Source organism: Roseovarius roseus (assembly GCF_043355935.2).
GTDB lineage: Bacteria > Pseudomonadota > Alphaproteobacteria > Rhodobacterales > Rhodobacteraceae > Roseovarius > Roseovarius roseus.
This window is the reverse complement of the sequence record NZ_JBHFPE020000010.1, coordinates 80,379-98,624: the sequence shown is the minus strand read 5'-3', so window position 1 is coordinate 98,624 and position 18,246 is coordinate 80,379. Positions and strand designations below refer to the sequence as shown.

At 65.0% G+C, this 18,246-nt stretch carries 17 protein-coding genes; 2 read left to right on the top strand and 15 right to left on the bottom strand.

Translation table 11 applies throughout. The features are described from left to right. The first annotated feature begins 96 nt into the window (after window positions 1-96). A complete protein-coding gene (locus tag ACEWPL_RS14495) occupies window positions 97-1,014 on the top strand; it encodes a Crp/Fnr family transcriptional regulator (protein WP_393931961.1) in 918 nt (305 codons plus the stop codon). 47 nt (window positions 1,015-1,061) lie between these two features. Here the strand turns inward: ACEWPL_RS14495 and recN are convergent, their stop codons facing one another. The 14 genes from recN to ACEWPL_RS14425 form a co-directional block, all read right to left on the bottom strand. After that, window positions 1,062-2,711, bottom strand: a complete 1,650-nt coding sequence (recN, locus tag ACEWPL_RS14490) for a DNA repair protein RecN (RefSeq protein ID WP_393931963.1) — start codon at window positions 2,709-2,711, stop codon at window positions 1,062-1,064. A gap of 39 nt (window positions 2,712-2,750) precedes the next feature. Beyond that, window positions 2,751-3,650: an outer membrane protein assembly factor BamD gene (locus ACEWPL_RS14485; protein ID WP_393931965.1), complete on the bottom strand. Its 900-nt coding sequence runs from the start codon at window positions 3,648-3,650 to the stop codon at window positions 2,751-2,753. Between the two features lie 123 nt (window positions 3,651-3,773). After that, the gene (gene lpxC, locus ACEWPL_RS14480) at window positions 3,774-4,700 is read right to left on the bottom strand and encodes a UDP-3-O-acyl-N-acetylglucosamine deacetylase (protein WP_393931968.1); all 927 of its coding nucleotides are present in this window, start codon (window positions 4,698-4,700) and stop codon (window positions 3,774-3,776) included. Window positions 4,701-4,957: 257 nt separating this feature from the next. Continuing rightward, a complete protein-coding gene (gene ftsZ / locus ACEWPL_RS14475; protein ID WP_393931971.1) occupies window positions 4,958-6,625 on the bottom strand; it encodes a cell division protein FtsZ in 1,668 nt (555 codons plus the stop codon). Window positions 6,626-6,798: 173 nt separating this feature from the next. Continuing rightward, window positions 6,799-8,130, bottom strand: coding sequence for a cell division protein FtsA (ftsA, locus tag ACEWPL_RS14470; protein WP_393931973.1), 1,332 nt, complete (start codon window positions 8,128-8,130; stop codon window positions 6,799-6,801). Beyond that, window positions 8,127-9,032, bottom strand: coding sequence for a cell division protein FtsQ/DivIB (locus ACEWPL_RS14465; protein WP_393931975.1), 906 nt, complete (start codon window positions 9,030-9,032; stop codon window positions 8,127-8,129). Before ACEWPL_RS14465 ends, ftsA begins: the two co-directional genes overlap by 4 nt. Further along, a complete protein-coding gene (locus ACEWPL_RS14460; RefSeq protein WP_393931977.1) occupies window positions 9,020-9,898 on the bottom strand; it encodes a D-alanine--D-alanine ligase in 879 nt (292 codons plus the stop codon). The genes ACEWPL_RS14465 and ACEWPL_RS14460 overlap by 13 nt, the downstream gene beginning before the upstream one ends. Before the next feature lie 130 nt (window positions 9,899-10,028). Next, a complete protein-coding gene (gene murB / locus ACEWPL_RS14455; RefSeq protein WP_393931979.1) occupies window positions 10,029-10,994 on the bottom strand; it encodes a UDP-N-acetylmuramate dehydrogenase in 966 nt (321 codons plus the stop codon). Between the two features lie 8 nt (window positions 10,995-11,002). Then, a complete protein-coding gene (locus tag ACEWPL_RS14450) occupies window positions 11,003-11,281 on the bottom strand; it encodes a hypothetical protein (RefSeq protein ID WP_393931980.1) in 279 nt (92 codons plus the stop codon). Then, a complete protein-coding gene (locus ACEWPL_RS14445; protein WP_393931981.1) occupies window positions 11,278-11,553 on the bottom strand; it encodes a DUF2484 family protein in 276 nt (91 codons plus the stop codon). Before ACEWPL_RS14445 ends, ACEWPL_RS14450 begins: the two co-directional genes overlap by 4 nt. Before the next feature lie 3 nt (window positions 11,554-11,556). Beyond that, window positions 11,557-12,972 (bottom strand): UDP-N-acetylmuramate--L-alanine ligase, encoded by a 1,416-nt coding sequence (murC, locus tag ACEWPL_RS14440; RefSeq protein WP_393931983.1) that lies wholly within the window; start codon window positions 12,970-12,972, stop codon window positions 11,557-11,559. Further along, window positions 12,973-14,076, bottom strand: coding sequence for a UDP-N-acetylglucosamine--N-acetylmuramyl-(pentapeptide) pyrophosphoryl-undecaprenol N-acetylglucosamine transferase (locus ACEWPL_RS14435; protein WP_393931985.1), 1,104 nt, complete (start codon window positions 14,074-14,076; stop codon window positions 12,973-12,975). Next, complete coding sequence (locus tag ACEWPL_RS14430; RefSeq protein ID WP_393931987.1) at window positions 14,073-15,239, bottom strand: peptidoglycan glycosyltransferase FtsW; 1,167 nt, start codon at window positions 15,237-15,239, stop codon at window positions 14,073-14,075. Before ACEWPL_RS14430 ends, ACEWPL_RS14435 begins: the two co-directional genes overlap by 4 nt. Before the next feature lie 165 nt (window positions 15,240-15,404). After that, a complete protein-coding gene (locus tag ACEWPL_RS14425; protein WP_393931989.1) occupies window positions 15,405-15,929 on the bottom strand; it encodes a peroxiredoxin-like family protein in 525 nt (174 codons plus the stop codon). Window positions 15,930-16,056: 127 nt separating this feature from the next. Here ACEWPL_RS14425 and ACEWPL_RS14420 point away from each other — a divergent pair, with 127 nt between their 5' ends. Beyond that, on the top strand, window positions 16,057-17,247 hold the full coding sequence (locus tag ACEWPL_RS14420; protein ID WP_393932147.1) for a BaiN/RdsA family NAD(P)/FAD-dependent oxidoreductase: 1,191 nt from the start codon (window positions 16,057-16,059) through the stop codon (window positions 17,245-17,247). Window positions 17,248-17,355: 108 nt separating this feature from the next. On the opposite strand, the gene map is transcribed toward ACEWPL_RS14420, so the two are convergent. Then, entirely contained in the window at window positions 17,356-18,168 is an 813-nt protein-coding gene (map, locus tag ACEWPL_RS14415) for a type I methionyl aminopeptidase (RefSeq protein WP_393931991.1), read from the bottom strand. Window positions 18,169-18,246: the final 78 nt, after the last annotated feature.

Genomic DNA, 18,246 nt, shown 5'->3' with positions numbered 1-18,246 from the left:
GACGCCAACCGGCATGCCACGCACAATTCTGTACAATTATAACCCGGACGTCGCGGCTGCAAATTCCTAAACTACCACCACGTTTCTCGCGCCTGGGTGAGTGAGACCCTTGATGCAGCACACCATCGAAACCGGGGGGAATCAATGGATTATTCAGCTAGCTCGCAGCACCTACCCTTTGAAACCTGCGCCTCCTGCGAAGCGCGCCGTTCCGGGCTCTGCGGTCTTCTGGACAAGACCGTCGCAACCGCCTTGTTCTCGAGAACGCAGAATATGCGTTATAAGGCATCCGAAGAGATCGTCTTGCAGGGTGAGGTTTCCGACCGGATCGGCATCATCGCGTCGGGCCTGGTCAAGATCGTTTTGCTGACGCCGGATGGCGAAAACCATCTGCTGGAGCTTCTCAAGCCCGGCCAGCTGGTCGGCGATCTGAGCAAACGCGAAAACGCGTTTTCCTGGGAGACCGTGACGCCCACCACGATATGCTGGATCAGCCGCGAGGCGCTTGATCAGCTCATTCATGACCGCCCGCAAGTGTATCGGGCATATCTTGAAATGACGGCGCGCCAGCTTGAGGAAAACCGGCTGTGGGTGGCGGCGATGCGGGGGCGCAAGACGTTGCAACGCATCGCGTTCTGGGTGTTTCAGCAAATCCCGCACGATAACGACCTTGACGGCCCGATCATCAATATCGACCTGAGCCGGCGCGATCTGGCATCCCTTCTCGACATGACGGTCGAGACTCTGTGCCGAGGGCTCCACCAGCTGTCTGACAAAGGCGCGATCGCGCTGCACGCATCGGACGAGATCGAAATCCTGGACATCGTCAACCTGCGGCATGTCGCAAGATGTGAGGATTGCCATAAGAACCAGTCTTGCAGGCTGGAAGGTCTGGGCGAAGGCCCGGATAACTTGCTACCCATTTCCCGCTACGCGCCGCGCAATCCAGAGCTTGGCAATGCTGCAAATTCCGGGCATCCGTTCCGTACCGCCGCCAAGGCGAGGCAATCCTGAAGGCGCCCCGCGATATGGGCTGCCGTCAGTCGCAGGAATAGGGCGGTTCAGCCAGCCATCAACGCCTCGGCAGCCGCGCGTGCGGCAGGCGTGATCGTATCGCCCGAGAGCATACGGGCGATCTCGGCCACGCGATCCTCGGGGTCCAGCGATGTGACGGTCGAAAGGGTCATCCCGTCCTCGACCCGCTTTTCCACGCGCCAGTGATGCGTCGCCAGCGCGGCCACCTGCGGGCTGTGCGTCACCACCAAGACCTGTCCGCCCGAGGCCAGGTCCGCAAGGCGGCGCCCCACCGCATCCGCCGTCGCACCGCCTACGCCGCGGTCGATCTCGTCGAAGATCATCGTGAGGCCCGGCTGGCTGCCGGTCAGGCAGACCTTCAGCGCCAGCAGAAAACGGCTCAGCTCGCCGCCCGAGGCAATCTTGGCCAGGGGACCAGAGGGCGCCCCGGGGTTTGTGGCAACGCGAAAGGCCACCTCGTCGATGCCATCCGGGCCGGGCGGGATTTCGGTCATCGTGGTCTCGAAGACCGCGCGCTCCATCTTCAGCGGTGCAAGCTCGGCCATCACGGCAGCATCGAGGCCGCGCGCCGCCTCGGCGCGGGCGGCGCTGAGGGCGCTTGCGGCATCGTCATATACCTTGCCCGCGCGTTTCAGCTCGGCGCGCAGACCTTCAAGTTCGGCGTCGCCGGCATCCAGCGCGGCCAGCCGCGCCTCCAGCCCCTCGGCAAAGCTGCCAAGCTCGTCTGGGATTACGTCATGCTTGCGGGCCAGGGCGCGGATGGCAAAGAGGCGCTCCTCGGTTTCCTCCAGCTCGGCGGGGTTGAAGGCCAGCGCCTCGAGGCAATCCTCGACGCCGCGCGCGGCCTCGTCCAGTTCGGCCATGGCGCGGCCAAGGGCGGCAATCGTCGCCTCTAGCTGGCCATCCACCTGCGCGCTGGCATCCTCGAGCCAGCGCAGCGCATCGCCTGCCGCCCCCTCGGCCCCGTCATTGCCCAGCGCCTGCGCGGCCTTGGCGACATCGCTGCGTACCCGCTCGGAGGCCTGCATCATGCGGCGGCGCGCGTCCAGCGCGGCATCCTCACCCGGCTCCGGGCTCAGACTACGCATCTCGGTCACGGCATGGCGCAGGAACTCCTCCTCGCTGCGCACGGCCTCAAGGGCCGTCTCGGCACGCTCCAGCGCCTTTTGCGCGGCCTGCCGCGCGGTCCATGCGGCACGCACATCGCTGCGCAGCCCCTCAAGCTGGCCGTAATCGTCCAGAAGGATGCGATGGCCGCGCGGGTTCAGAAGGCCGCGATCGTCGTGCTGGCCATGCAGTTCGACCAGCGTCTCGCTAAGGCTGCGCAGCACCTCGCCCGAGCAGCGGCGGTCATTGACCCAGGCCGTCTTGCGCCCGTCCACGGTATTGATGCGCCGCAGGATCAGCTCATCCGCAGCGGGCAGGCCCGCCTCCTCCAGCACCGCGTGCGCGGCGTGGCCTTCGGGCAGGTCGAAGACCGCTGTCACCTCGCCCTGCCCGGCGCCGCTGCGCACCAATTCTGCGCGCCCGCGCCAGCCGAGAACAAAGCCGAGGCTGTCCAGAAGGATCGACTTGCCCGCCCCCGTCTCACCGGTCAGCGCGTTAAGGCCCGGCTGAAACCCCAGTTCCAGCCGGTCGATGATCAGCATGTCGCGAATGTCCAGACTGCGCAGCATTGCGTGAACCCGTAGGGCGGGCCTAGCCCACCGCCTGTGTTACAGCCACTGACCCTTGATCATCTGGCGATAGATCTGCGCCAGCCAGCTGTCGCCGCGCGCCTCCAGGGCAAGCCCCCGGCGCGTGAGCAGCTCGTAGCTGTCCTCATACCAGCTGGTCGCACGGAAATTGTAGCCAAGGATGGCGCCCGCCGTCTGCGCCTCATCCGTCAGGCCCAGCGACAAATACGCCTCGACCAGGCGATGCAGCGCCTCGGCGGTATGCGAAGTGGTCTGGAAATCCTCGACCACGACGCGGAAACGGTTAATCGCCGAGGTGAAGTGATCGCGGCGCAGGTAGTAGCGCCCTACCTCCATCTCCTTGGCGGCCAGGTGGTCGAAGGCGAGGTCGAATTTCAGCATCGCGGTGCGGGCGTATTCGCTCTCGGGATAGAGCTCGATCACCTTGCGCAGGGCCTGCAGCGCCTGGAAGGTGAGGCCCTGATCGCGGCCAACCTCGTCAATCTGGTCGTAATAGCTGAGCGCGAGGAGGTACTGGGCGTACGCCGCATCCTCATCCGTCGGGTAGAAATCGATATAGCGCTGTGCCGCGCTGCGGCTGGCCTCGTAATCGGCGTCGCGGTGATAGGCGTAGGCCTGCATGATGACCGCGCGCTTGGTGAGGTCCGAATAGGGATAAAGCCGCTCGATCTCGGCAAAGCTCTGCGCCGCCAGCGCAGGCTTGTTCGAGGCAAGATCGAACTCGCCCCGCTCGAAAATCTGCTGCGCCGTGTAATTCTCGTAATCGACATCGCCGCGCTCGACCCGGCTGTTGATACCCCCGCAGGAGGCAAGCGCCGCGGTCAAAAGAAGTGCGCCAGCGGTCTTGGACGCCAGAAATCGTGTCTGTTGTGCCGCCAGTATCGCGCGCCGTGTTGCGCCCTGTCTGCCAAACGTCATGCCTGATATGCCCTTCTTCGCCTCTGATCGGTTTGTAGCCCAATCATCCGGCCGGTGCCAGCACGGAATCCGGCGTGGTATGGCAGGGATGCAGAGGGGTTGATGGGGCGGATACGGGGCAGCTCAGGCGACCTGCGGCACTTCGCCCCAATGCACGCCGGCCCCGGGCAGGCGCGCCGCCAGCGCCGCGTCGCATGTCACCCATTCCACTGCACCCGGCTGATCGAACAGCGCGCGCAGCAGATCGTTGGTCAGCGCATGGCCCGCCTTATGGCCGTGATAATGCGCCAGAAGAGGTGCACCGGCCAATGCAAGATCGCCCAGCGCATCCAGCATCTTGTGGCGCACAGCCTCGTCGCGGTGGCGCAGGCCACCGGGGCTGAGAACCTGCGCGCCATCCACCACCACGGCATTTTCCAGCGAGCCGCCAAGGGCAAGGCCATTGGCGCGCATCAGGTCCACATCGGCCTTGCGGCAGAAGGTGCGGCTGCTGCTCAGCTCGCGCACGAAGCTGCCATTGGCCATGTTCAACAGTTTTTTCTGCGTCCCGATGGCCGCGTCATCAAAAGCGATGTCGAACTCGATGGTCAGCGTGTCGCTGGGTGTCAGGCGCGCCCAGGCATCGCCGCGGCGCACAGTCACTTCGCGCGTCACGCGCAGCGCCCGCACAGGGCTGGCCTGACGGTCGATCCCAGCGGCAAGAATACCGCGCACGAAAGCCAGCGAGCTGCCATCGAGAATGGGCACTTCGGGTCCATCCACGGTCACCAGAGCGTTGTGGATGCCGCAGCCCATCAGCGCGGCCATCACATGCTCGACCGTCGAAAGCTGGAGGCCGTCCACATTTTCCAGTCGCGTGCAGAGGGGCGATTGATGCACCAGGTTCCAATGGGCCGGGATGTCGCCCGCGCCCTCTTCGCAATCGAGGCGGCGGAACGTGATCCCGCTATCCACATCCGCCGGATGGATCACAAGACGCGCAGGCCGACCTGAATGCAGGCCGACACCGTCGAATGTGATAGGGGTGGATACGGTATTCTGCACGATCATCCTCAGGTCAATTCCATGCGGGGCCATCGCCCGCATTTGATTAACAGGGATTTACTGACCTTGTTCCTCAGGCTCAACTCAATCTTTGCAACCGATTGAAACATGCCGCGCATACCTGTGCGCGGCATTTCGCCGAAAGCCAATTTCTGTCGGTTTCTCATAGGGTTGCCCGAGCGAATTACCCCGGATCATCACGGAAAAAGGCCGCCCGAAGGCGGCCCTTTTGGCATCAATTCCTTCAGGCCGTGAGGCCGCGATCAGTTGGCCTGGCGACGCAGAAACGCGGGGATCTCGATCTGCTCGTCGCGCTCGTCCTCGGGCTCGGCGCGGGCGGGCTGCTGGGCCTGCACGCTGGGCTGCTGACGCGGCTGGCGCGGGGCTTCGCCCTCCTGGCCATGGCCAGTCATCCGGTTCAGCAGCGAGTTGATGCCAAAGCGCGGACGCTCAGCCTGCGGCTGTTGCTGCGGCTCGCGCGGCTGCTGCTGTTGCGCACGGGGCTGCGGGGCCTGTGCGCCTTCGGGACGGCGCGAGGCCGCGTTGCCGATAGCGTGATGCAGACGGGCCATCGCCTCGGGCGAGGGCGTGCCGGGCGTCGGCGCGCGCGGCGCGACATAGGCGTTCAGATCCTCTTCGTCTTCTTCCGACGCGCGAGGCACATAGGCGGGGGGCGGCAGATCGTCATCGGCGCGGGCCGCAGCGCGCTGCGCAGGCGCGGCACGCTCTTCGCGCGGCTCGAAGATGTCTTCCATCTGGTCCTCGGCAGCAGCGCGCTCGGCCTCCACCTGGGTAAACAGCGACGGCTCGGCCTTCTCTTCGCTGCGGGCGGCGACAGGCTCGGGCTGAGGCGCGGGGGCCGGTGCGGGCTTGGCCGCGACCTCTTCGCGCTCCTCGACGCTGGAGGTCTGGCGCAGCGGCTCGGCCAGCGAGCGGCGGGGCACCGGCACTTCGGTAGTGGCAGGCGCGGCGTCAATGCCGGTGGCGACAACGCTGACGCGCATCATGCCCTCCATCGCCGGGTCCATTGTCGAGCCGACGATGATATTCGCCTCGGCGTCCACTTCCTCGCGGATGCGGTTCGCGGCCTCGTCCAGTTCGAACAGGGTCAGATCGGTGCCGCCGGTGATGTTGATCAGCACGCCCTTGGCGCCCTTGAGGCTGATCTCGTCCAGCAGCGGGTTGGCGATGGCCTTTTCGGCGGCCTGGATCGCGCGATCCTCGCCCTCGGCCTCGCCCGTGCCCATCATCGCCTTGCCCATCTCGTCCATCACGGCGCGAACGTCGGCAAAGTCGAGGTTGATGAGGCCCGGACGGACCATCAGATCGGTGACACCCTTGACGCCTTGATAAAGCACGTCATCGGCCATCGAGAACGCCTCGGTGAAGGTCGTCTTCTCGTTTGCCAGACGGAAAAGGTTCTGGTTCGGAATGATGATCAGCGTATCGACGACCTTCTGCAGCGCCTCGACGCCGTCCTCGGCCTGCTTCATCCGCTTGCCACCCTCGAACTGGAAGGGCTTGGTCACGACGCCGACGGTCAGAACGCCCAGCTCGCGTGCGGCCTGCGCAATGATCGGCGCGGCACCAGTGCCAGTGCCGCCGCCCATGCCTGCGGTGATAAAGCACATATGCGCGCCCGCAAGGTGATCGACGATCTGCTCGATGCTCTCTTCGGCAGCGGCGGCGCCGACCGAGGCACGGGCGCCCGCGCCCAGACCTTCTGTCACCTTGACGCCCAGCTGAACGCGGTTTTCGGCGTTGGACTGCTGCAGAGCCTGGGCGTCCGTGTTCGCAACGACGAAATCGACCCCATCCAGCTCTTTTTCAATCATGTTATTGACCGCGTTACCACCAGCGCCGCCGACACCGAAAACGGTGATGCGGGGCTTGAGATCTTCGCGTCCGGGCATGGTGAGGTTCAATGTCATTGCTCTGTCCGCCTGTGTTTGCGCCCACATTCGCGGGCCATTTTTCTGCCTTAATTCGAATTATTACCGGGTGAAACCCGGATCGTCACCTAAAAAACGCTAATATTACACCAAATCTAGTCATTTTTTCACGCTTTTTCGCGGGATTTCGCCGACGACACCCTATCTTGCGGTCACCAGTTGTCCTTAAACCATTTGACTGCGCGTTTCAGCGACCGCTGGGGATAGCGGTCGACCGGCAATTCGAAGTCCCACCACTCGTCCTGCGGGTTCGCCGCAAAGAGGCACATGCCTACCGCGCTGGCAAAGCCTGCGCCCGTCGCCGCCTGCGGCAATCCGTGCACGCGCAGGGGCCGCCCAAGGCGCACCTGCTGGCCGAGGATGCGGCTGGCAAGGCCATCGAGGCCGGGGATCTGGCTACCGCCGCCCGTCAGCACGATCTGCTGGCTGGGCAGACAGTCAAATCCGGCGGCATCCAGCCGCGCGCGCACTTCCTCCAGGATCTCCTCAACGCGGGGGCGCATGATGCCGATCAGCTCGGCGCGGCTGACGCTGCGCCTGTCGTGGTCCCAGTCGCCGGTGTCGCCGTGGATCTCAATCATCTCGCGATCGTCCATCCCGGTGGCGACGACTCCGCCATAGAAGGTCTTGATCCGCTCGGCCGTCGCCGTGGGCACCGACAGGCCCATGGAGATGTCGGATGTCACATGCTCGCCGCCCATGCGCACGCTGTCGCAATAGATCATGTGCTTCTTGATGAAGATCGAGATGCCGGCACTGCCGCCGCCCAGATCGATGCAGGCGGCGCCCAATTCCTGCTCATCCTCGACAAGCGACGAGATGCCCGCAACATAGGCCGAGCTGGCGACGCCTGCCAGTTCCAGATCACAGCGCTTGACGCAATGGGCGAGGTTCTGGATCGCAGCACCGTCGACCGTCAGCATATGCATGTCGGTGCTCAGCGTATTGCCGATCTGACCGCGTGGATCGATCAGCCCCGAGCGGTGATCCAGCGCGAAATTCACCGGCTGCGCGTGCAGCACCTCGCGCCCGTCGCCGAAGTCCGGTACGTCGCAGGACGAGAGGACGCGGCTGACATCCTGCTCCGACACGTTATGTCCCTCCAACTCGACCTGACCGGCGAGGCCATAGCTGCGCGGCGAGGCGCCGGAGAAGCAGGCGATGACGTGATCGACACGCATATTGGCCATCTTCTGCGCGGCCTGAACCGAGGTGCGGATGGCGCGCTCGGTCTCGGCCATCGCGTCGATCTCGCCGAAGCGCACACCGCGCGAGCGGGTGGTTGCCGCGCCGATCACGCGGAAGCCCGCCTGCCCCGCCATTGCGCCGATGCTGTCATCCTTGCGCGGGCTGGTCCCGTCGAACCGCAGCACGAGGCAGGCAATCTTGGAGGTGCCCACGTCCAGCACGGCCACGACGCCCCGCTGCATTGCTGCGCGCCGCATGTTGCGCATCGCGCGCTGGGATTCATAAAGTTCGATCATTCTGCGCTCATCCCCGTCTTTTCATTCCGTACCCGCCACCATTCGGTCTTGGCGCGCTCTTTCATCCGCAGCGTCGGACGATCCGACAGCCGCATGTCCACCACCGCGATATCGCGCTCCAGCATGTCCTGCGCCTCGCTCAGGACGATCACGCGCTCGAGCGCGCGCACCGGATCTTCCTCGGGCAGAAGGATGCGCTGATCGCGGTCCAGAACCAGGTCCCAGCGCCGCGCGCCCATGCGCACGAGGCCCCGCAGGCGTCCGGCCAAGGGCGCGGCGGCCGCGCGAATGGCCAGCGCCTCGGCTACGGCCTCTTCTGCGCCGGGGCCGGTCAGCACCGGAAGATGCGGCCGCTCGCCGCGATGCGCAGCGGCGTCCAGCGCAACGCCTGCCTCATCTACGATGATCAGCCCGCCCTGCACGCGGATCAGGGCCGCGGGCTGCCGCTCGCTGATGCGGATCTCCAGAACACCGCCCTGACGCACGCGCACCGCAGCAGCGGCAACGGCGGGGATTTCCTCGACCGCCAGACGCACTGCATCGAGGTCCATGTCGAACGAACTGGCCGGGAGGGTGTAGGCGAAACTCTCGCGCACTTCCTCGGCCACGCGGTCGCTGGCGCCCTCGACGGACATCAGCTTGACCATGAATTCGGGCCGCGTCTGGATCTGGTGGCGCAGATCGACGATCGCCAGCCCGATGCGTTGCTGTACGGCAGGGTCCGAGAAATACCACGTCCCGATCCCGAAGCTGAGGCAGAACGGAATGCCAAAACGCAGCATCCGGCGATACATCGGTGTCAGCAGCACACGCTGCATGCGGTAGGACCAGCGCGACGGCGCGGGATCGGACTTGGCGCCGGTCTGGCGGGCGCTGCTCGGGCGGAGGCTCAGCGATCGCATGAGGCATCCTCCACCATCCAGCGGCACAGCGCGCCAAAGCTCATGCCCGTGGCTTGCGCCTGTTCGGGGGAAAGCGAGGTGGGCGTCATGCCCGGCTGCGTGTTCGTCTCGAGCAGGATCAGACCCGCCTGCCCCTTGCTCTCGTCCCAGCGGAAATCGGTGCGGCTGACGCCCCGGCAGCCAAGGACCTCATGCGCCTTGAGCGCGTGGTCCATGCACAGATCAAAGATATCCTGCGGGATCTCGGCGGGCACGACATGGCGTGATCCGCCCAGCTCGTACTTGGCCGAGTAATCGTACCAGCCCTCGGTGATGATGTCGGTCACCGTCAGCGCACGGTCGCCGACGACCGTGGTGGTCAGCTCGCGGCCGGGCGCATAGGCTTCGACCATCACGCGCTCTGGCATCTCGTCGCCCAGCTGGGCGGGGCCGTTGGCGTCCTCATGCACGATGTAAACGCCGACGCTGGAGCCCTCATTATAGGGTTTGACGACGTAGGGCGGCTGCATCGGATGCGCCGCGCGCACGTCATCGCGATTGGCGATGATGCTGGGTACAACGGGCAGGCCAGCGGCGCGGTAGGCGGATTTGGTCGCCTCCTTGTCCATGGCCAAGGCCGAGGACAGAACGCCCGAATGGGTGTAGGGGATGCGCAGCCATTCCAGCAGGCCCTGCACGCAGCCATCCTCGCCCCAGCGACCGTGGAGCGCGTTGAAGACGACATCGGGTGCAATCTCGGACAGCTTTTGCGCCAGGTCCGCGCCAGCGTCCACCTCGGCTACATCATAGCCTTCATCCCTCAGCGCGGCGGCGCATTCACGCCCGCTCGAGAGCGATACGTCGCGCTCTGCCGACGACCCGCCCATGATTACCGCGACTTTGGGGTTTGTTCTGCTCGAACGAACCACCGATCTGCCTCAATGTCCCGGGCCGTTTGCGGCCCTTTTTTGATTTCTGGCCGTTCACGGCCCTGTTTTTATTGGTATCGGGCTGTTTTCAGCCTTGGTCTTGTTTGTCTGTCTTAGTGTCCTGTGCGGGATCGTCTCCCGAAGGGGCCGGTTCGCCGACCCTCATGATTTCCCACTCTAACTCTATTGCGCTGGTTTGAAAAACCTTTTTTCTGACATCTTCGCCCAGCCCCTCCAGATCGGCGGCGGTGGCGCCTCCTGTATTGACCAGAAAGTTCGAGTGCATGGGGCTCATCTGTGCGCCGCCGCGCCGCGCGCCGCGCATGCCTGCGTCGTCGATTACCTTCCACGCCTTCAGATCATGGACATCATCCGCCGCGCCCGTGCTGCTGAACCCTGCCGGGTTGCGAAAGGTGCTGCCGGCGGTGCGGTCCTTAGTCGGCTGCGTCTCGTCCCGCTTTTTCAGTTGCGCCTCCATGCGCGCCGCCAGATCGGCCGGATCGCCTTCTGGCCCGGTCAGCGTGGCCGAGGTCAGAACCCAGCCCTCGGGCAGATCCGTCTGGCGGTAGCGGAAATTCAGGTCCTTCGCCGTCAGCGTGACAATCTCGCCCTGCCGCGTGACCGCGCGGGCACTGACGAACGCGTCCGCCGTATAGGTGCCGTAGCAACCCGCATTCATCCGCAGCGCGCCGCCGATGGCGCCTGGAATGGTGCGCAGGAACGTGAGGTCAACGCCCGCCTCCGCCGCCCGGCGGGCCACATGCGCGTCCAGCGCGGCGGCGCCTGCAGTGACACGGATGCCGTCCACCTCGATGCTGTTGAAGCCGCGGCCAAGCCGGATCACAACAGCGCGCAACCCGCCGTCACGCACGATCAGGTTGCTGCCGACGCCCATGGGAAAGACGGCGATGCTTGGGTCCAGATTGCGTAGGAATTCTGCCAGATCCTCCTCATCCGCAGGCTGGAACAGCCAGTCGGCAGGCCCGCCGACGCGCAGCCATGTGAGGTCCGCAAGGCTGCGCTGCGCCGTCAGGCGCCCGCGCGGTGTAGGCATGGGGCGGCTCATTTCTGGACTGCGCGGCGGACAAGGCCGACGATCATGCCGACGAGGGCCCCCATCATCCAGACGGGCAGGATGAGCCCGGTAAAGATCGCTGTGCCCGGCCCCGCCTGCAGCGCGTAGGCTGCCCATCCCAGAGCGACGACGACGGCACCGCAAACGCCCCAGCCGATCAGCGCGGCATGGCGGCTCCGCTGCATCGCCACGCGGTAGAACACGCCCGCCCCCACACAGAAGGCTGCAATCATTAGAAGGGTCAGCATCGGCGGGAAGCCGGTCATGGATCTTCGGCCAGTTCATGCGCGGGGGCGGCCCCGTTTCTGCGCAGCCAGCGCCACAGATAGATCACCGGCCAGCGCAGCATCGACATGGCCGCCAGAAGGCACAGCACACCCATCAACGGACCGGTCTGATACGTCACATAGCCCACGATCGGGATACCCACCGCGATCAGGACATAGGCCGCGCGCCAATGCTTGTCCCGACTGGGCGTCATCGCCAATAGGTTGGCACCAAGCGCCCAGAGGCAGGCCAGTATCAGCGATATGGGCATGGGCTATCCTTCCTGCAGCAGTGGGGTTTTGAGTGCCTCCGGCAGGCGGTTGGCCCAGCCACTGATCGTCCCCGCGCCGAGGCAAACCACCAGATCGCCCGGACGCGCATGGGCGCGGATCAGATCGGCCAGATCCTCTTCGCCCTCGATGGCATGGGCATCGCGGTGGCCGCGGTCGATGAGGCCCGCGACCAGATCGTCGCGGCTGGCGCCCTCGATCGGGTCCTCCCCCGCGGCATAGACCGGCGCGATGGCGACCACGTCAGCCTCATTGAAGCAGGCGCAGAACTCCTCGAAATGGTGATGCAGGCGGGTGTAGCGGTGCGGCTGATGCACGGCGATGACGCGGCCCTCGGTGGCGTGGCGCGCGGCCTTGAGCACAGCTGAAATCTCGGTCGGATGGTGGCCGTAATCGTCGATTATGGTCACGCCATCCACCTCGCCCACACGGGTAAAGCGGCGGTTGACGCCGCCAAAGCTGGCCAGCGCATCGCGGATCTCGGCGGTCTTCATGCCCAGATGGCGCGCCACGGCCACGGCGCTGAGCGCGTTCGAGACGTTGTGATCGCCCGGCATCGGCAGGGTGCAACCCTCGATCATCTTGCCCTCGGCCTGCAGGGCTATGTCGAAATGCGCGATCCCTTTGGCATAGCGAAGGTTGACCGCCCGCACATCGGCCTGCGCGTTGAAGCCGTAAGTGACGACGCGCCGGTCGGTGATCTTGCCCACCAGACGCTGGACATCGACATCATCGGTGCAGCAGACGGCCAGCCCATAGAAGGGGATGTTGCTGACAAAATCTTCAAAGCCCTTGTGCAGCGCCTCTTCGGTGCCCCAGTGGTCCATATGCTCGGGGTCGATATTGGTCACGATGGCGATGGTCGCGGGCAGCCGGTTGAAGGTGCCGTCGCTTTCATCCGCCTCGACCACCATCCATTCGCCGCCTCCGACGCGCGCATTGCTGCCATAGGCGTGGATGATGCCGCCATTGATGACGGTCGGATCGAACTGGCCATGATCCAGCAAGGCTGCGACCATCGTCGTCGTCGTCGTTTTGCCGTGGGTGCCGGCAACCGCGATGTTGGACTTGAGGCGCATGAGCTCGGCCAGCATCTCGGCCCGGCGCACGACGGGCAGGCCGCGCTTGCGGGCCTCGTCCAGCTCGGGATTGCCCGGCTTGATCGCGGAGGAAATGACGACCACCTCGGCATCCGCGAGGTTCTCGGCCTGCTGCCCTTCGAATATCTGCGCGCCCTTTTCAGCCAGACGGTCCGTCAGCGGCGAGCGTTTGAGGTCCGATCCCTGCACCACGTAGCCATGGTTCAGCAGCACCTCGGCAATGCCGGACATGCCGATGCCGCCGATACCGACGAAATGAATGGGGCCGACATCGCCGGGAAGTTTCGTGGCTGTGTTCATCTAGCCTTGGCCTTTCTGTGCGATGCTTTGGACGAGGTTGGCTAGATGCTGGGTTGCATCCGGCATGGCGCAGCTGAGCGCCGCGCGCGACATACGGGACGCACCGTCAGGATGGGTCATCACGGTTTCGATCTGCTGGGCCAGCGCGGTGTGGTCCAACCTGCTTTCAGGCACGATGATCGCCGCGCCCGCCTCTTTCAGCCCCTGCGCATTGGCGGTCTGATGATCTCCCGCGGCGGCGGCATAGGGGATCAGGATCGACGGGCGGCCGATCACGGCAATATCGGCGATCGAGGAGGCGCCCGCGCGGCTGATGATAAGCTGTGCCTCGCTCATCCGGCGCGGCACATCGTCAAAGAATTCCTGCACATCCGCGTCGATGCCGTTTTCGGCGTAATAATGGCTGACCCGCTCCAGATCCTCGCCACGGGCCTGATGTTCGACCCGAACGTTGCGCAGCAGATCCATCGGCAGGGCCGCAATCGCCGGTGGCACCACGTCGCTCAGGATGCGCGCACCCTGGCTACCCCCGATCACGAGGATCGACATGGGGTAATCGCCGGGCGCGATATAGCCCGCGCCGGCCCGCTCGGCCACGGCGGCACGCACCGGGTTGCCTACATGGTAACCCTCGACGCCCTCGGGCAGATCTGTGGGCCAGGTGCCGCAGGCCACCGCATCGACCCGGCTGGCAAAGACGCGATTGACGCGGCCCAGCACACCGTTCTGTTCATGCACCGCGCGGGGGATGCGCAGGATCCACGCAGCGGCCAGCGCCGGGATGCTGGGATAGCCGCCAAAGCCGATCACGACATCGGGCCGCTCGCGCAGCATCCGCCATGTCGCGGCCAGCGTGCCGGCCGCGATGCGCAAGGGCGCCAGCAGCCTGGCCGCCACGCCGCCGCGCGCGAAACTGGCGCTGGCAATCTGCTCGATCCGTGTGCCTTGGGGAAAGCCACCAGTATAGCGCGCCCCGCGCGCATCGGTGCTGAGGCGTACTTGCCAGCCTTCGGCGAGCATGTATTCGGCCAGCGATTGCGCAGGAAACATATGCCCGCCGGTGCCGCCAGCGGCCATCACGATGAGGGGCTGGCGCGCGCTCATCGCGCCCGCCCTCGCAGGATATCGCCGATTTCGCCCTGGGGCCGCGAACGGGTGAAGGCAAAGAGCATCCCCACTGCGATCCCGCCCGCGATGAGGGATGAGCCGCCATAGCTGACGAAAGGCAGCGTCATGCCCTTGGCAGGCAGAAGGCGCACGGCAACGCCCATGTTGATCATCGCCTGCACGCCAAAGATGCAGGCAAGGCCGGTGCCGGCGAGGCGGATGAAGGGATCACGCTCGCGCATCAGCCGCATCAGCGAGCGCACGACGACCGTGCCGTAAAGCGCGATGATGCAAAGGACGAGGACCAGCCCGTATTCCTCGGCGGCGACGGCAATGATGAAATCGGTATGGGCATCGGGCAGCGACCATTTCACCGTTCCCTCGCCCACGCCGACGCCAAAGAACCCGCCCTCCTGAATGGCGTTCGTGGCAAAGCCCAGCTGCGTCGTCGGATCCACGTCGGGCGACAGGAAGCCGTCGATGCGGCGCGCGAAATGCTCGGAATTGGAATAGGCCAGCGATCCGACCATCACGACCGCGCCCGCCATCAGCGCCAGCAGCAGGATTGGCGCCCCGGCGACGAAATACATCACGCCCCAGGCAAACAGGACCAGCGACGCCTGCCCGAAATCGGGCTGCAGCGCCAAAAAGGCGACGATGATGATCGTCAGGATGAACGACCAGCTAAGGCCCGGAGGCCCGCCGATCTCGCGGCTGGCCGCCATCATCCACGCTGAGGCCACGACGAAACCGGGCTTAAGAAATTCGGAAGGCTGCACCGACGCGAAGCCAAGGCTGTACCAGCGCACCGCGCCCTTGCCGAAATCCGTGCCCAGAAAGGGCAGCATCATCAGCGCGGCAAGAGAGGCGAGAAAACCGATCACCGCAAGGCGGCGCACCAGCATCGGCGACATCATCGAGGTCAGCAGCATGGCGACCATGGCAAGACCGCCAAAGAACATCTGACGCTGAACGTAATGGAATGGGGCAAACCCGTTCTTTTCCGCGAGGGGCGGCGATGCCGCAAACCCCAGAAGCAGGCCGATGCCGAACAGCATCAACACACATGACATCGACCATTTGTCGATCGTCCGCCACCACTTGGGAAGGACCGGCTCGACATCCCGTACGGGTGCCGATCCATAGACCATTTCTGTCATTTGAGCCGCCGCATCTGCCTCGAACACCGCCCCTTTGCGGGGTCTATTCTATCAGCTTAGCAGCAATGGCAGGTTCTGGAAAGCCTCGTTTGACGCGGCAGTACCGCCTTTTCGGCCTGCGCCGGCCCCGATCCTGGGGACCGGCGCGGCGTCGTGCAGCGCGTGCTACTTCTGATGGGTGCCGCGCACCGGGTAATCCTTGTCCCGGACAAAGGCGAGGCCGCCGGCCAGCCGCTTCAACTCGGGCCGCGCGAAGGGCGCGTTCGACACGTCGACGATCTGAAGCTTGCCCGCGCCATTGATCACGAAGACCGCCGGCTCGGGGAAGGGCCGGTCCGTCTCCTCGGGGCTGCGCGGGTCCGAGACGTAAAGGCCAAGGCTCCTCATCTGCTCGATGCTCAGCCCATAGCCCATCGGCACGGTCAGCCCGGTCTCCTCGGCCATCTGGGTGGCCTTCTCCTCGGGATCGCCCGACACGGCGACAACATCGACGCCCGCGTCATGAAACTCGGACTTAATCTCTTCCAGCTGGGTGAGATATGTCTTGCAGATCGGGCAATGCAGCCCGCGATAGACGACGACCGCCTGCCAGTCATGGCCGCCCTCGGGCTGGCCCAGCGTCAGCGTGCCGCCGCCAAGGCGCTGCACATCCTGCCGCGGAAAATCCTGTCCTGCATCAAGCGTCTTCATCGTCTCTCTCCAATTCTTGTGTTCATCTCGCAACAGACGTGACCGCCATGCCCCCGGACCACAAGCCGCAGGCGGCGGCCATCACACGATCTTGACCGCGCCCGGCGCTTCGGGCATCGCGTGGCGCATGCAAGTCGATACGCTGATCCTCGGCGCCGGAGCCGCCGGCATGATGTGCGCGGCCCACTCTGGGGGCCGCACGCTGGTCATCGACCATGCCCGCGCGCCGGGCGAGAAGATCCGCATATCGGGCGGCGGGCGCTGCAACTTCACCAATATCCATACCGAGCCTGCGAATTTTCTCTCGGCCAACCCGCATTTCTGCAAATCGGCCCTTGGGCGCTATTCGCCTTGGGAATTCGTCGCGCTGGTCGACGCCCATGGCATCAAATGGCACGAGAAAACGCTGGGCCAGCTTTTCTGCGACGTGACGGCCAAGGATATCGTCACCATGCTGCGCACCGAGATGAATCGCGCGGGTGCCGATCTGCGGTTAAGGACAGAGCTGGCAGAGGTCACCCATGACGGCAGCCAGTTCCGCGCCACGCTGTCGCGCGACGGCACCCGGCACCTCGTCACCGCGCAGAACCTCGTGCTGGCCACGGGCGGCAAGTCGATCCCCAAGATGGGCGCGACCGGCCTCGCCTATAATATCGCCCGCCAGTTCGGCCTCGATGTCACGCCGACGCGCGCGGGCCTCGTGCCCTTTACCTTTCCGGATGGACGGTTTGCCGAGCTTTCGGGCACCGCCCTGCCCGTGCGGGCCAGTGCCGGCGGCGCGTCCTTCGACGAGGCCATGCTTTTTACACATCGCGGCCTCTCCGGCCCCGCCATGCTGCAGATCTCGTCCTATTGGCAAGAAGGCACGCCCATCACGCTCGATCTCGACCCGGAAAACGCCCTCTACGAGACATTGCGCCACCAACGCGCCCAATCGGGTCGCCACAAGCTCACCACCGAGCTTGCGCGCCACCTGCCCGCCCGCCTCGTCGCGGCCTTGCCGCAGCAGACCGGCCTCAGCCTCTCCGGCAACCTCGCCGATCAAAGCGACGCGGCCCTGAGCCAGTTGTGCAGTGCCCTGCAGGAATGGCAGCTCACCCCCGGCGGCACCGAGGGCTACCGCACGGCCGAAGTCACCCTCGGCGGCATCGACACGGATGGCATCAGCTCGAAAACGATGGAAGCGCGCACGCAGCCCGGCCTTTACGTCATCGGCGAAGCGCTGGACGTCACCGGCTGGCTCGGCGGTTACAATTTCCAATGGGCCTGGGCTTCGGGCGTCGCAGCGGGCCGCGCGATCAGCCAGCGCCGCGCGTGATGCGCCGCGACCCAAATTTCATCTTGGTAAAAATACTCACTCTTCCCAAGATTTTTCCTTAAAAATCTTGGTGTAGCGCGCCGCATCGGCGGCGCACAAACCACTGGTTCAGGCCTTGGTCGGATGAAACAGCCCGCCGGGCGAGAGGGTGAAAATCTCGGCCCCGTCTGCCGTCACGCCCACCGAATGCTCGAACTGCGCCGAAAGCGACTTGTCGCGCGTCACCGCGGTCCAGTCATCGGCCAGCGTCTTGACGTCAGGGCGGCCCAGATTGATCATCGGCTCGATAGTAAAGAACATGCCTTCTTCCAGCTTCGGCCCGGATCCGGGGCGCCCGAAATGCACCACATTGGGCGGTGCGTGAAACACGCGGCCCAGCCCGTGACCGCAGAAATCGCGCACGACAGACATCCGGTGCCCCTCGGCATAGGCTTGGATGGCGTGGCCGATATCGCCAAAGGTGTTGCCGGGACGCACGGTCTCGATTCCGATCATCAGCGCGTCATGGGTGACCTGGATCAGACGCTCGGCCTTGCGGCTGAGAGTGCCGGCGACATACATGCGGCTGGTATCGCCGAACCAGCCATCGACGATGACGGTCACGTCGATGTTGAGGATATCGCCGTCCTTCAATGTCTTGTCACCGGGGATACCGTGGCAGACAACGTGGTTGACGCTGATGCAGCTGGCGTGGCGATAGCCCTTGTAGCCGATCGTCGCGGACTTGGCGCCGGCATCGTCGATCATCCCTTCGATCATCGCGTCCAGCGCGCCGGTGGTCTGGCCCACCGATACATGCGGCGCGATATCGTCAAGGATTTTTGCGGCCAGGGCGCCGGCCTTGCGCATGCCTTCGAAATCCGCCTGATCGTGGATGCGAATGCCGTCGCGCGTGGTGCGTCCGCTGTGCTGGTTCTGCATGTCGGGCCTCATGTCCTTGCGTATCGCGCCCTACTTAGTGCCCTCGCGCGAAAAGGGCCAGAGGGTGCCGCCACGCAG